Annotated in this window: 10 protein-coding genes; 7 read left to right on the forward strand and 3 right to left on the reverse strand. The window is 69.6% G+C overall.

All coding sequences use genetic code 11. The features are described 5' to 3' along the window. Positions 1 to 7: 7 nt before the first annotated feature. The 3 genes from SK224_RS00100 to SK224_RS00110 are packed head-to-tail and all read left to right on the forward strand — an operon-like array spanning position 8 to position 3616. Entirely contained in the window at positions 8 to 2173 is a 2166-nt protein-coding gene (locus SK224_RS00100) for an RNA degradosome polyphosphate kinase (protein WP_320432832.1), read from the forward strand. Further along, positions 2170 to 3108, forward strand: coding sequence for an NUDIX hydrolase (locus tag SK224_RS00105; protein ID WP_320432833.1), 939 nt, complete (start codon positions 2170 to 2172; stop codon positions 3106 to 3108). The genes SK224_RS00100 and SK224_RS00105 overlap by 4 nt, the downstream gene beginning before the upstream one ends. A 1-nt stretch (position 3109) precedes the next feature. Continuing rightward, a complete protein-coding gene (locus tag SK224_RS00110; RefSeq protein ID WP_320432834.1) occupies positions 3110 to 3616 on the forward strand; it encodes a hypothetical protein in 507 nt (168 codons plus the stop codon). Here SK224_RS00110 and SK224_RS00115 read toward each other — a convergent pair. Next, a complete protein-coding gene (locus SK224_RS00115; protein ID WP_320432835.1) occupies positions 3567 to 4844 on the reverse strand; it encodes a M1 family metallopeptidase in 1278 nt (425 codons plus the stop codon). The genes SK224_RS00110 and SK224_RS00115 overlap by 50 nt on opposite strands. Further along, the gene (locus SK224_RS00120) at positions 4841 to 8773 is read right to left on the reverse strand and encodes a Pls/PosA family non-ribosomal peptide synthetase (RefSeq protein WP_320432836.1); all 3933 of its coding nucleotides are present in this window, start codon (positions 8771 to 8773) and stop codon (positions 4841 to 4843) included. The genes SK224_RS00115 and SK224_RS00120 overlap by 4 nt, the downstream gene beginning before the upstream one ends. A gap of 181 nt (positions 8774 to 8954) precedes the next feature. Between SK224_RS00120 and pstS the strand changes: the two genes are divergently transcribed. The 4 genes from pstS (at position 8955) to pstB (ending at position 12988) form a co-directional block, all read left to right on the forward strand. Further along, positions 8955 to 10067 carry a phosphate ABC transporter substrate-binding protein PstS gene (gene pstS / locus SK224_RS00125; RefSeq protein ID WP_309736712.1) on the forward strand — a complete coding sequence of 371 codons (1113 nt, stop codon included), beginning with the start codon at positions 8955 to 8957 and terminating at the stop codon, positions 10065 to 10067. 76 nt (positions 10068 to 10143) lie between these two features. After that, complete coding sequence (pstC, locus tag SK224_RS00130; RefSeq protein ID WP_137417693.1) at positions 10144 to 11091, forward strand: phosphate ABC transporter permease subunit PstC; 948 nt, start codon at positions 10144 to 10146, stop codon at positions 11089 to 11091. A gap of 1 nt (position 11092) precedes the next feature. After that, entirely contained in the window at positions 11093 to 12184 is a 1092-nt protein-coding gene (gene pstA / locus SK224_RS00135; RefSeq protein WP_320432837.1) for a phosphate ABC transporter permease PstA, read from the forward strand. A 24-nt stretch (positions 12185 to 12208) separates the two neighbouring features. Next, positions 12209 to 12988: a phosphate ABC transporter ATP-binding protein PstB gene (gene pstB / locus SK224_RS00140; RefSeq protein WP_137417695.1), complete on the forward strand. Its 780-nt coding sequence runs from the start codon at positions 12209 to 12211 to the stop codon at positions 12986 to 12988. A gap of 59 nt (positions 12989 to 13047) precedes the next feature. Here pstB and SK224_RS00145 read toward each other — a convergent pair whose 3' ends face one another. Then, positions 13048 to 13932: an aminodeoxychorismate lyase gene (locus SK224_RS00145; protein ID WP_320432838.1), complete on the reverse strand. Its 885-nt coding sequence runs from the start codon at positions 13930 to 13932 to the stop codon at positions 13048 to 13050. Between the last annotated feature and the right edge of the window lie 4 nt (positions 13933 to 13936).

Genomic DNA, 13936 nt, shown 5'->3' on the forward strand with positions numbered 1-13936 from the left:
TGTGGGAATGATCTCCGACGTGATGCTCGATGCGGGCCTGGGCGATGCCGACGATGACGACTTCGACGTCACCGACGGCGGTGACACGGAACTGCCCGACGCGCGGTACCTCGATCGCGAGCTGAGCTGGCTGGCGTTCAACCAGCGCGTGCTGGAGCTCGCGGAGGACCCGACCGTGCCGACGCTCGAGCGCGCGAACTTCCTTGCCATCTTCGGCAGCAACCTCGACGAGTTCTTCATGGTGCGCGTCGCGGGACTCAAGCGCCGCATCATCACGGGCCTCGCGGTGCCGTCGAACATCGGCCGCGCGGCGCAAGACGTCCTCACCGACATCTCCGGCGAAGCTCACGCCCTCCAGCTGCGTCACGCCGAGGCCTGGCAGCAGCTCGTCCGGCCCGCACTGGCGGGTTCCGGCATCGAGGTGATCGGCTGGGGCGACCTCGACGAAGACGACCGCGCGCGTCTGTCCGACTATTTCCAGTCGCAGGTGTTCCCGGTGCTCATGCCGCTCGCGGTCGACCCCGCTCATCCCTTCCCCTACATCTCCGGCCTGTCGCTGAATCTGGCCATCCGCATCCGCAACGCCAAGACCGGCCGACAGGAGTTCGCGCGCCTGAAGGTGCCGCCGATGCTCCCGCGCTTCGTCGAGGTCTCGCGCGACGGCGAGCGCGTGCGCTACCTTGCGCTCGAAGACCTGATCGCCAACCACCTCTCCGACCTGTTCCCGGGCATGGAGATCCTCGACCACCACGCGTTCCGCCTCACGCGCAACGAAGACATGGTGATCGAAGAGGACGAGACCGAGAACCTCATCCAGGCGCTCGAGGCCGAGCTCATGCGCCGCCGTTTCGGGCCGCCGATCCGCCTCGAGATCACCGACGACATGGACGAGCTCACCCTCGACCTGCTGATCAAGGAACTCGACATCACCGAGCAGGAGGTCTACCGCCTCCCCGGGCCGCTGGATCTGCGGGGGCTCTTCGACCTCTCGCGCATCGACCGTCCCGACCTGCACTACCCCCCGCACGTTCCCACGACAGCGCTGGCGTTCCAGCCGGGCGACAACAACGAGCGCGCCGACATCTTCGCCGCCATCCGCAAGGGCGACGTGCTGGTGCACCACCCCTACGAGTCCTTCGCCACCAGCGTGCAGGCCTTCCTCGAGCAGGCGGCGAAAGACCCGCACGTACTGGCGATCAAGCAGACCCTGTATCGCACCTCGGGTGACAGCCCCATCGTGCAGGCGCTGATCGACGCCGCCGAGGCGGGCAAGCAGGTGCTGGCTCTCGTCGAGGTCAAGGCGCGCTTCGACGAGGCGAACAACATCGTCTGGGCCCGCAAGCTCGAGAAGGCCGGCGTGCACGTCGTCTACGGCCTCGTCGGGCTGAAGACGCACTGCAAGCTCGCCCTCGTGATCCGCGAGGAGAACGGCGTGCTGCGCAGCTATTGCCACGTCGGCACCGGCAACTACAACCCGAAGACCAGCCGCATCTACGAGGACTTCGGCCTGTTCACTGCGAGCGACGAGGTCGGCCGCGACCTCACCCGCCTGTTCAACGAACTGAGCGGGTACGCGATCGAGAAGAAGTTCAAGCGTCTGCTCGTCGCCCCGCTGCACCTGCGCAAGGGGCTCGTCCGTCTCATCGAACGCGAACGCAAGCACGCCCTCGACGGCAAGAGCTCCGGCATCCGCATCAAGGTCAACTCGATGGTCGACGAGCAGATCATCGATGCGCTCTATCGGGCGAGCCGGGCCGGGGTACCGGTCGAGGTCTGGGTCCGCGGCATCTGCAGCATCCGGCCCGGCGTCGAAGGGCTGAGCGAGAACATCACGGTGCGCTCGATCCTCGGCCGCTACCTCGAGCACTCGCGGATCTTCGCGTTCGACAACGACGGCGATCCCGAGACGTTCATCGGCTCCGCAGACATGATGCACCGCAACCTCGACCGCCGCGTCGAGGCGCTCGTGCGCATCACGGCGCCCGCGCAGGTCGCCGAGCTGAGCGATCTGTTCTCGCTCGCGATGAGCGACAGCACGAGCTCCTGGTGGCTCGAGGCGGACGGCACGTGGACGCGGCATTCGACCGACGCCGAGGGCAAGGCCCTGGTCGACATGCAGGACAAGACGATGTTCCAGGTGCAGCGCCGCCGTCGTTCGAGGGCGGTGCGATGACGCACACCGCCGTCTATGCCGCGGGCGGAATCGTCTGGCGCCGGGTCGAGGACAAGCTGAAGATCCTCCTCATCCACCGCACCCGGTACCGCGATGTCACCCTTCCGAAGGGAAAGGTCGACCCGGGCGAGGCGCTGGTGGAGACGGCCGTTCGTGAGATCTTCGAAGAGACCGGGATCGCCGTCTCCCTCGGGCTCCCGGTCGGGGTCTCCCGCTACACGCTGCCGAGCCGGCGCGAGAAGATCGTGCACTACTGGTCAGCCGAGGCCACCGACGCCGCCATCCGCGCGTCGGCGTTCGTGCCGAACAAGGAGATCGCCGCCATCGAGTGGGTGAGCCCGAGAAAGGCCCTCACCTACCTCAGCTACCCCGTCGACGTGGAGATCGTGGAGAACTTCCTCCGATTCGTCGACGACGGCGTGCTGGAGACGTTCCCGATCGTCGTGCTGCGCCACGCGAAAGCCACGCCGCGTGACGAGTGGTCGGGCTCCGACACGTCCCGCCCCCTCACCGCGCGCGGGCGCAAGCAGGCCGAGGCGATCGTCGGGCCGCTCAGCTCGTTCGGCATCCGTCGGATCGTGTCGTCGGATGCGGTCCGCTGCACCGAGACGGTGGCGCCCCTGGCCGCAGCCCTCGGACGGTCAGTCAAGACGAGCGAGCTCATCAGCCAGGACGCCTGGGAAGAGGGACGTTCCGACGCCCGCACCGTCGTCGGCAAGCGGGTGCGCTCGCGTAAGCCGGCCGTGGTGTGCAGCCACGGGCCCGTTCTGCCCGACATCCTGCACGAGCTGGCCCTCGCGACCGGCACGCTGCGCGGCTCGTATCTCGGCAGCGCGTCCGCGCTGGAGGTCGGCGGCTTCTCGGTGGTACACCTGTCGCGGACGAACCCGGGTTCGGGCATCGCCGCGATCGAGACGCACCTTCCGAAGGTCTGACATGCCGGGCGCGGTCCGCGTGCTCTGGACGACGCGGGACGGCGCCGATCGTCGAACGGCTGCCGCGAGACTCGTCCGCGACGCGACCGGGCGCACGCTGCGTCACGGGCCGTGCCCCAGGTGCGGCGGCGACCACGGGCGTCCTCGCCTCGAGGGAGGCGGATCCGTCTCCCTCGCCTATGCGGGCGATCTCGTGGTTACGGCGCTGGCCGAGCACGGCGACATCGGCGTCGATGTCGAGCAGGGCGCCGCGTCCGCGCCGGCGCGGCTCGACCGGCTCGCTCCCGGCTCGATGCTGCGGGACTGGACGAGGTTCGAGGCGGCGACCAAGGCGGTCGGGGCGGATCTCCGCGACGGTATCCAACTGCCCGTGGTCATCGAGGACGAGGATTGGGTGGCGGTCGTCGCCGGTCGCGTGGTGCACGGACGCGAGGTCGACGCTCCCGCCGGGTTCGTGATCAGCGTCGCGCGAGCCGGGGCAGCGGAGCCCGGTCGATCCACGAGCTGAGCACTGCCGCCGAGCCGTCGTCGAGCAGGGCGCGGAAGTCGTCGGTGACCACCAGGCCGTGCCGGTGGGCGACGGTCCACGAGCGCAGCAGCTCGAAGAACGCCGTATCGCCCAGGTGCAGCCTCAGGGCCTGCAGCGCGAGCGCGCCGCGTTTGTAGACCCGGTCATCGAACAGCAGAGCCGCCCCCGGATCAGCGATCACCAGGTCCTGCGGCTCGGCCGCGAGTTGCCGCAGATGGGCACGCGCGCAGGAGTCGGCATCCGGTCCGCCCGATGCTTCCGACCACAGCCACTCGGCGTAGCAGGCGAAGCCCTCGTTGAGCCAGATGTCCTGCCACCGCGCGATACCCACGCTGTTGCCGAACCACTGGTGGGCGAGCTCGTGCGCCACGAGTCGCTCGCTCGCCGCATCCAGATGATTCGCGCCGAACACCGCCATACCCTGTGACTCAAGCGGGATCTCGAGGTCGTCCGCGGTCACCACCACGCGGTACTGGCTCTGCGGGTACGGCCCGAACCGCTCAGCGAACGCCGCCAGCATCCGCGGGAGATCGGCGAAGGCCGCGGTGGCCGGAGCCCGCAGCGCTGCCGGAGCCCAGAGCTCCACCGGCACGGGGGCGTCGATCTCGGCACGCCCGTATCGGCCGATCTGCACCGCCGCCAGATACGTCGCGGTGGGAACGTCGCAGACGTACTCCGCGATCCGGCGGCGTCCCTGCACCTGATCTCGGATGCGGGCGCCCACCGCGACGGCGGTGTACTCGCGGTCGGTGGCGATCCTCATCCGCATCCGGGCGCGATTGTCGGGACGATCGTTGCAGGGGAACCAGGTCGACGCGCCTGTCGGCTGGTTCGCCACGAGGGCTCCGTCGGTCAGCTCCTCCCAGCCGATGGCGCCCCACGGTGAACGTCTCGGCGCGGGCGAGCCTTCGTAGCGCACCTCGATCGTGAACGTCTCCCCCGCCGCCACGTCGCGACCGAATCCGATCTGCAGATGCTGCGCGCTCTGACGCTGCACGGCCGGGGTCGCGTCGTCGATGCGCACCCGGGTGACGCGCAGCCCGATGAGATCCAGGCTCACGCCGCGCAGCTCGCTCGACGCGGTCGCCACGATCGTGGCGGTGCCGCTCAGACGGTTGGTGCGAACCCGGTAGTCGAGGTCGAGGTCGTAGGAGACGACGTCGTAGGTGATGTCGCCGCTGCGCGGGGCGTAGGCGTCGCCGCTCACGAGGTGGACTGGTACGCGCGCACCTTGACCGCACGCCAGGGGCCGATGGGATTGCCGCTCCAGCGGGTGCCGACCGGAACCGCCTCGCCGCGCATCACGAGGGATGCAGGGCCCACGGTCGCGTCGGCGCCGATGACGGCGGCGGGCAGGATCACGCTGTGCGGGCCCAGCGTCGCTCCGGGCTCGAGCTCTACGGTGTCCATGCTCATGATTCGATCATGGAACAGATGCGTCTGCACGACGCATCCCCGGTTGACCGTCGCGCCGTCGCCGAGCGTGACCAGATCCGGCTCGGGAAGCCAGTAGGAATCGCACCAGACGCCGGTACCGATGCGCGCCCCCATCGCCCGCAGCCACACCGCCAGGGCTGGTGTTCCTACGGCGGCACGTGCGAACCACATCGCCGCCACCATCTCGGTGAACGTGTCGACGACCTCCGTCCGCCAGACGAAGCTGGACCATAGGGGCTGCTCGCCGGCACGGATGGGGCCGACGATCGTCCACTTCGCGACCACGGTGGTCGCTGCCGCGGCGGCCCCCGCCGCCAGCAGCACGATCCCCGACAGGAGGAGCGCCCCCAGCCAGCCGACCCAGACCGTGAGTCCCGCAAGCGCGAACAGCACCGACAGCCCGATCGCGCAGGTCACGACCACGGGGACGAGGCGGCACAGCTCCCAGAGCGCCCGCGCGAAGCGCAAACCCCGCGTCGGGCGGTAGGTGCGCGACTCATCCGTTTCGGTGACGGCACGACGCAGGCGCACCGCGGGCGAGCCGAGCCAGGACGACCCCGGCTTCGCCTTGCGCGGCGCCGACGACAGCACCGCCACCAGACCGTCACGGGGCACGCGATGCCCCGGCGCCGCCATTCCGGAATTGCCGAGGAACGCGCGCTTGCCGATGCGGACGGTGCCTAACCGCATCCACCCTGCGTGCAGCTCGTAGGAGGCGACCATCGTGTCGTCGGCGAGAAAGGCGCCGTCTTCGATCCGGGCCAGCGACGGCAGCAGGAGCACCGTCGACGCCTCGACGTCGCGGCCGACGCGGGCACCCAGCATGCGGAGCCAGACGGGCGTGAACAAGCTCGAGTAGAGCGGGAAGAGGATGGTGCGCGACGCGTCCAGGAGGCGCTCGATGGTCCATGCCTGCCACGCCACTCGGCTGCGCACGGGGTGCGTGCCCTCGACGAGTCCGATCGAGAGCAGGCGCACCGCGGCCACGACGACGCCGGCGAGCACGAGACCGCACACGAGCACGGCCGGCACGAGCCACGACATCGCCGCACCGAAGGCGGCCGCCAACGACGGTGCGCCCTGCACGCCGAAGGCCAGGACGACCGCGCCGCAGAGGATGGCGAACACCGGGAGCATGGCGAGCGCGAGTGCCGACGCGCCGTAAGCCCACACCCAGCGGTGCGGAGTGGGCGGCCGCCCGGCGGGCCAATCCTCGGCGACCGCGCCCACGCGGACCGCCGGTGAGCCTGCCCAGGTCTGCGCCGCACGCACCCGCCCGAAGACGGCGGAGCCGGGGGCGATCTCCGCGCGCTGCCCGATGCGCGTGCCCGGGGCGAGGGTGCTGCGTGCGCCGATGGTCGCCGCGGCGCCGATGCGGATGGCGCCCACGCGCAGGAGGTCGCCGTCGATCCAGTAGCCGCGCAGGTCCACTTCGGGCTCGATCGACGCGCCGTCACCCACCTCGAGCATCCCGGTGACGGGAGGCAGCGTGTGCAGATCGACGTCTCGGCCGATCCGGGCCCCCAGCGCCCGGGCGTAGTAGGTGATCCAGGGGGCGCCGGCGAGACCGACCGCATCCACCTGGTCGGCGATCTGCTCCGCCAGCCACACACGCAGGTGCACCGCACCCCCGCGCGGGTAGTCCCCCGGACGCAGCCCCGCGAGCAGGACACGCGCGGACGCGGCGGCGAGCGCCATGCGCCCCAACGGCGTCGCGAACACAAGCCACCCGATCACGAGCAGCCATACCGGCGCCGTCGGCAAGGCGCCGAAACCCGGGAAGAGGGTGAGGACGGTCCCTGCGGTGAGGATGTAGAGCAGCCACCGCACGCCCGACAGGATGAACAACGGCGCTCCCACCAGCGTCTGCAGCCACTGCGTCGCACGCGGCGTCGGTTCGGGGCGCCGGTACTCGCCGCCTGCCGCATCGGGCAGGAACGGCCCGAGAGCCTTGGCCATGGCCGACAGGCGGGGCAGGTCGTAGATGTCGGCGACGGTGAACTCCGGCACCCGTGCACGGATGCGGGACACGAGCTGCGCAGCGGCCAGCGAGCCGCCGCCGAGGTCGAAGAAGTCCGCCTTGCGCCCGGGCACCGCGATGCCCAGCACCGCCTGCCACTGCTCCGCCAGCCACGCCTCTGCAGGGTCGAGTCCCGACGGCGGCGTCTCCACGCCCGGCAGTGGCCACGGCAGGGCACCCCGGTCGACCTTCCCCGACGTCCGGACGGGCAGCTCATCGACGACGGCGAGCAACGGCACGATCGCCGCCGGGAGGCTCTCGGCCAGACGCGCCCTCGCCTCGGCACGGTCGAGCTCAATACCCGGCTCGAGAACGAGATAACCCACCAGGACGGCGACCCCCGCCTCACTGTGCCGCACCGCCGCGGCCGCGGTGTGCACCCCCGGGAGCTCCTGCAGCGCGGACTCGACCTCGCCCAGTTCGATCCGCCGCCCACCGACCTTCACCTGGTCATCTGCCCGGCCCTGGAACACGAGCCCCGCGCTCTCGAAGCGGACGAGGTCACCCGAGCGGTAGGCGCGCTCCCATCCCAGGGACGGCATGGGTGCGTACTTCTCCGCGTCCTTCAGCGGATCGATATAGCGCGCCAGGCCGACGCCACCGATGATCAACTCGCCGATCTCCCCCTCTCCCACACGCGCACCGCCGGCATCCACCACGGCGAGCATCCAGCCGTCCAGCGGCAGGCCTATCCGCACCGGGGCCGAGCCGTCCATGAGAGAGCCGCAGGCCACCACGGTCGCCTCGGTCGGGCCGTACGTGTTCCACACCTCGCGCCCCTCGGCCTGCAGGCGCGCGGCGAGTTCGGGCGGGCACGCCTCCCCGCCGAAGATGAGCAGCCGCACATTCTCGATGGCCTCCGCCGGCCACATCGCCGCCAGCGTCGGCACCGTCGAGACGGCGGTGATCCCCTGACGGATCAGCCACGGTGCGAGATCCTCCCCCGAGCGCACGAGCGAGCGAGGAGCGGGAACGAGGCACGCGCCGTGACGCCATGCCAGCCACATCTCCTCGCATGAGGCGTCGAAGGCGACCGAGAGGCCCGCCAGCACCCGATCGCCCGGACCGAGGGGTGCATCCTGAAGGAACATGCGCGCCTCGGCATCCACGAAGGCCGCGGCGGACCGGTGGCTCACCGCCACCCCCTTCGGCACACCCGTCGAGCCGGAGGTGAAGATGATCCAGGCGTCGTCCTCCACCGTCACGACGGGAACCGCGTCGAACGCGCGCGTCGACGGATGCGGGGCGTCCCCGTCATTGAGTTCGACAGCGGGTGTCGGTCGCTCAGATGCGACGTACACACCGCCGGCACCGATGACACCGGCCACTCGCGCCTCTCCGTACACGAGGCGCGCACGCTCGTCCGGATCGTCCGCATCCACGGGCACGTACGCAGCTCCCGCGACCAGCACCCCGAGGATCGCGACATAGAGATCCTTCGAACCCGAGGGCATGCGTATGCCGACCCGGTCGCCGCGGCGCACACCCGCGGCGATCAGGCGTGCAGCGGTGCGGCTGACGTGGGCCAGCAGCTCTGCATAGCTCAGGGCGCCCGAGCCGTCGTCGATCGCCGACGCTTCGGGGTGACGCCTGGCGCTCTCACGCAGGACGTCCACCAGCGTGCGAGGCGACGGCGCCTCGGCGGATCTGTCCAGAACAGCCTGAGAATCGGAGAGCATGCGCCGAAAGTAGGGACCGTGGGTGAACGGATGGTGTCGCCACGCGCTCGCTCCACCGCATCCGCCTCCCTTCGTTCACCTTCCGTTCACCCGCACAGCGGACGCTGGTAAACGCGCCTGCTTAGCGTCTTCGGCGAGCCCTGCACCGGGCCCGTAACCCTGACACGTGAAGGATTTCACAGTGAAGATCACCCGCATCGCCCAGGTGGGCGCCATCGCCGCCATCGCGGCACTCGCGCTCGCCGGCTGCGCCGCGAACGAGGCGCCCGCCGGCAACGAGACCTCCGCCGGCTCCGAGTCATCGCTGCCCACCGGTCTCTCCGGCACCCTGAACGGCTCCGGCGCCACGTCGCAGCAGGTCGCCATCCAGTCCTGGACGCAGCTGCTGCAGACGGCCAACGCCGACCTGACCGTCAACTACGACCCGCAGGGTTCGGGCACCGGCCGCGAGTCGTTCCAGTCGGGCGCCGTGCAGTTCGCCGGCTCCGACCGCGCCTTCAAGAAGGACGAGATCACCGCCGGCCCGTTCAGCGTCTGCGCACCCGACTCGGGCCTCGTCGAGATCCCGGCCTACGTGTCGCCGATCGCGATCATCTTCAACGTCGAGGGCGTCAAGGAGCTCAACCTCGACCCCGCCACGATCGCGGGCATCTTCGCCGGCACGATCACCAACTGGAACGACCCGGCCATCGCAGCGACCAACAAGGACGCGAAGCTGCCCGACCTGGCGATCACGCCCGTGCACCGCTCCGACAAGTCGGGCACGACCGGCAACTTCACCGACTACCTCTCCAAGACCGACGCCGCGGGCTGGACCTACGGCTCCGTCGAAGAGTGGCCGATCTCGGGCGGCGAGGCCGCCCAGGGCACCTCGGGTGTCGTCAACGCCGTCAAGGGCGGCAACGGCACGATCGGCTACGCCGACTCGTCGCAGGCCGCGGGCATCTCGTCGGTCGCTGTCAAGGTGGGCGATGACTTCGTCACGCACTCCGCCGAGGGTGCGGCCACGGCCGTCGACGCGTCGCCGTTCGAGGACGGCCGCGGCGACAACGACCTCGCCATCACGATCGACCGCACCACGACCGAGGCCGGCGCCTACCCCGTCGTTCTCATCAGCTACCTGATCGGTTGCGAGAAGTACACCGACGCCGCTGCGGCGAAGCTCGTCCAGGGCTTCTTCACGACGGCGATCAGCGAGGAGGGCCAGCAGGCCGCCGCCAAGAACGCCGGCAGCGCGCCCATCTCCGACACGCTGCGCGAGCGCGCTCAGAAGGCCATCGACGCCATCTCCTGACACGCACAGAGCGGCCCCGGGTTCTCCCGGGGCCGCTCTGGCCCGTCCTGACCCGAACACGACGAGAAAGCGATAGATGACAGCCACCGCCGCGGGACCCACCCGCCCCGCTGCCAAACGGCGCCCCGGAGACATATGGTTCTCCGGCTCCGCTCTGGCCGCCGGCAGCATGATCCTGGTGACGCTCGCCGCCGTGGCGATCTTCCTCATCATCCAGTCGATCCCGGCTCTCGGAGCAGACGCCTCCCAGGCATCTCTCCTCTCCTCCAACTTCTGGGCGTATGTCGCGCCGCTGCTGTTCGGCACGGTCTGGGCCGCCTTCCTCGCCCTGCTGATGGCCGTTCCGCTGTCGCTGGGCGTCGCCCTCTTCATCACTCACTACGCACCGCGCCGTCTCGCGCAGGGTCTCGGCTACATCGTCGACCTGCTGGCTGCGGTGCCTTCCGTCGTCTTCGGCCTCTGGGGCATTCTGGTGCTCGCCCCCGCCGTACAGCCGGTCTACTCGTGGCTGAACGAGAACGCCGGATGGTTCCCGCTCTTCTCCGGTGACGTCTCGGCGACGGGACGCACGATCTTCACCGCCGGTATCGTGCTCGCCGTCATGGTGGTCCCGATCATCACGGCGATCTGCCGCGAAGTGTTCCTGCAGACGCCGAAGCTGCACGAGGAAGCCGCGCTCGCCCTCGGCGCGACCCGCTGGGAGATGATCCGGATGGCCGTGCTGCCCTTCGGACGCTCCGGGATCGTGTCCGGCGCCATGCTGGGCCTCGGCCGTGCTCTCGGTGAGACCATGGCGGTCGCTATGGTGCTCTCGACCACGGGCGCCGTCACCTGGCAGCTGTTCACCTCTCAGAACCCCTCGACGATCGCCGCGAACATCGCACTGACCTTCCCCGAGGCCTACGGCACGAACATCAACGTGCTCATCGCGACCGGCCTCATCCTGTTCATCGTGACCTTCGTGGTCAACGCCATCGCGCGCTGGATCGTCAGCCGCCGCAAGGAATTCTCGGGGGCGAACTGACATGACGATCACCGAATCCGCTGCACCCGCGCGTACCGCATCCGGCGCACAGCTGCGCGCCGGCCGCCTGGCCGGATGGTTCCCCTGGGTGCTGCTGGGCGCATCGCTCGCCGCGATGTTCGCCGTCTTCGCCATCCTCGGCACCGCGACCGGTGAAGGCGTGAACGTCGCGGGCTGGCTCGTCTCGGCGGCGCTGGTCTACCTCGCGCTCATCACGGTCATCTCCACGATCGTCGAGGGCAGCCGCAAGGCCGTCGACCGCCTCGTCACCGGCATCGTCACCAGCGCGTTCCTCATCGCGATGGTGCCGCTCGTATCGGTGGCCTGGACCGTGATCGCCAATGGCGTCGCCCGCTTCGACGCGACGTTCTTCTCCTCCTCGATGCGCAACGTTGTCGGCGAAGGCGGCGGCGTCGTGCACGCGGTCTGGGGAACGGTGCTGATCACGCTCGCCGCGGCGATCATCTCCATCCCGATCGGACTGCTCACCTCGGTCTACCTCGTCGAGTACGGCCGCGGCCGACTCGCCCAGGCGATCACCTTCCTCGTGGACGTCATGACCGGCATCCCCTCGATCGTCGCCGGCCTGTTCGCCTATGCGCTGTTCGCACTGTTCTTCGGACCCGGCATCCGCATGGGCATCATGGGCGCTGTCGCCCTCGCCGTGCTGATGATCCCGGTCGTCGTGCGCTCGAGCGAGGAGATGCTGCGACTCGTGCCGAACGAGCTGCGCGAGGCGTCGTACGCCCTCGGTGTGCCGAAGTGGCTGACCATCGTGAAGGTCGTGCTGCCGACGGCGATCGCGGGTATCACCACGGGTGTCATGCTCTCGATCTCCCGCGTCATCGGTGAGACCGCGCCGCTGCTGATCACGGCCGGCTTCACCGACTCGCTCAACTACAACCTGTTCGACGGCCGCATGCAGACGCTGCCGGTCTTCGTGTACACGCAGTACGCGAACCAGGGCATCCCGCCCGAGGCGTACTGGGATCGGGCCTGGGCAGCCGCCCTCACCCTGATCCTCATCGTCATGCTCCTCAACCTCGTCGCCCGGATCGTCGCGAAGGTCTTCGCGCCGAAGACCGGCCGCTGATCTCCCGAGAGAAAGAACCCCTTCGTGTCAAAGAGCATCGAAGTCAACGACCTCAACGTCTACTACGGCGACTTCCTCGCCGTCGAGGGCGTCGGGCTCCACATCCAGCCGCGCAGCGTCACGGCCTTCATCGGCCCGTCCGGATGCGGCAAGTCCACGTTCCTTCGCACGCTCAACCGCATGCACGAGGTCATCCCCGGCGCGCGCGTCGAGGGTGAGGTGCTGCTGGACGGCGAGAACCTCTACGGGCAGGGCGTCGACCCCGTGCTGGTGCGTCGCCAGATCGGGATGGTCTTCCAGCGCCCCAACCCGTTCCCCACGATGTCGATCCGCGAGAACGTGTTGGCCGGCGTGAAGCTGAACAACAAGCGCATTTCCAAGTCGGACGCGGACGCGCTCGTCGAGAAGTCGCTGCAGGGCGCCAACCTCTGGAACGAGGTCAAGGACCGCCTCGACAAGCCGGGCTCCGGCCTCTCCGGCGGTCAGCAGCAGCGTCTGTGCATCGCGCGTGCGATCGCCGTCTCCCCCGACGTGCTGCTGATGGACGAGCCCTGCTCGGCCCTCGACCCGATCTCGACCTACGCGATCGAGGAGCTGATCGACGAGCTCAAGAGCGAGTACACGATCGTGATCGTGACGCACAACATGCAGCAGGCGTCGCGTGTGAGCGACAAGACCGCGTTCTTCAACATCGCCGGCACCGGTAAGCCCGGAAAGCTCATCGAGTACGACGACACCTCCACGATCTTCACGACGCCGAGCGTGCAGGCCACCGAGGACTACGTATCGGGCCGCTTCGGTTGATCCGACGGCACCCGTGAGGGGCGGTCGCGCTTCGGCGTGACCGCCCTTCCGCGTTCGGGTCAGTCGCGCGGCGACAGCAGGTAGGTGTTGAGCTCGGCGGTGAAGGCCGCGTCGTACGGCAGCGGCGCGCCGTCGACCGAGGTGATGCCGGCGGCGAGGCGCACGCTGGAGACGAGCCATGCCGCATCCGCGTCTCGCAGCACGTCGACGCCGAGCGTGGCGTAGTCCGTCTGGAAGCCGCGCTCGGCGAGGTGGGCGAACAGGCTGAGCTGCGTCGTGCCGTGCAGGATGCCGGCGCCCGGGGCGGGCGTGACGAACCGGTCGCCTCGACGAAGCACGAGGGAGGATGTGGGGCCCTCGAGCAGCACGCCATCGCTCGTGACGAAGACGGCATCATCCGCATCGCGACGGTGGGCCTCGCGGATCGCGGCCATGTTGGTCGCGTACGACAGGGTCTTCGCGCCGAGCAGAAGCCACGGCGCACGCTCGGGGGCGCCGCTGTCGTATCCGCGGTCGAGCAGGACGACACGGATGCCGTCGCGACGCACACGGGTGTTGTCGGGCGCCTCGGCGACCGTCACCCAGGCCGTCGGCGTGGGGCCGTGCTCGACCCCGCGGCTCAGGATGAGCTTGATGACGCACTCCCCCGCCGGGCACTCGGATGCGGTCGCCGCGACCGCCTGCTCCCACTGCACGAGGTTCGGCACGGGAAGATCGCAGAGCCGCGCCGAGTGCGCGAGTCGCTCGAGATGCGCGGAGACTTCCTGCGCGTGGCCGTCGACGACCCCGATCGACTCGAAGATGCCGTCACCGCGCTGCGTGCTGAGCTCCCCCACGCTGAGTGCCGGTGCCGACGGGTCGATCGGCGTGAACGTGCCGGAGAAGTCGGTGCGCGCGTCCTCGGATGCGGCGGGTGCGAGCAGAAGTGCGTATCGCCAGGCCATCCCC

The sequence above is a fragment of the Microbacterium sp. BG28 genome, assembly GCF_034044005.1.
Lineage (GTDB): Bacteria > Actinomycetota > Actinomycetes > Actinomycetales > Microbacteriaceae > Microbacterium.

Bases quoted from the DNA above. Each gene is read 5' to 3' on its own strand.
- SK224_RS00100 (WP_320432832.1), top strand. From the start codon at position 8: ATGATCTCCGACGTGATGCTCGATGCGGGCCTGGGCGATGCCGACGAT.
- SK224_RS00105 (WP_320432833.1), top strand. From the start codon at position 2,170: ATGACGCACACCGCCGTCTATGCCGCGGGCGGAATCGTCTGGCGCCGG.
- SK224_RS00110 (WP_320432834.1), top strand. From the start codon at position 3,110: ATGCCGGGCGCGGTCCGCGTGCTCTGGACGACGCGGGACGGCGCCGAT.
- SK224_RS00120 (WP_320432836.1), bottom strand. From the start codon at position 8,773: ATGCTCTCCGATTCTCAGGCTGTTCTGGACAGATCCGCCGAGGCGCCG.
- pstC (WP_137417693.1), top strand. From the start codon at position 10,144: ATGACAGCCACCGCCGCGGGACCCACCCGCCCCGCTGCCAAACGGCGC.
- pstA (WP_320432837.1), top strand. From the start codon at position 11,093: ATGACGATCACCGAATCCGCTGCACCCGCGCGTACCGCATCCGGCGCA.
- SK224_RS00145 (WP_320432838.1), bottom strand. From the start codon at position 13,932: ATGGCCTGGCGATACGCACTTCTGCTCGCACCCGCCGCATCCGAGGAC.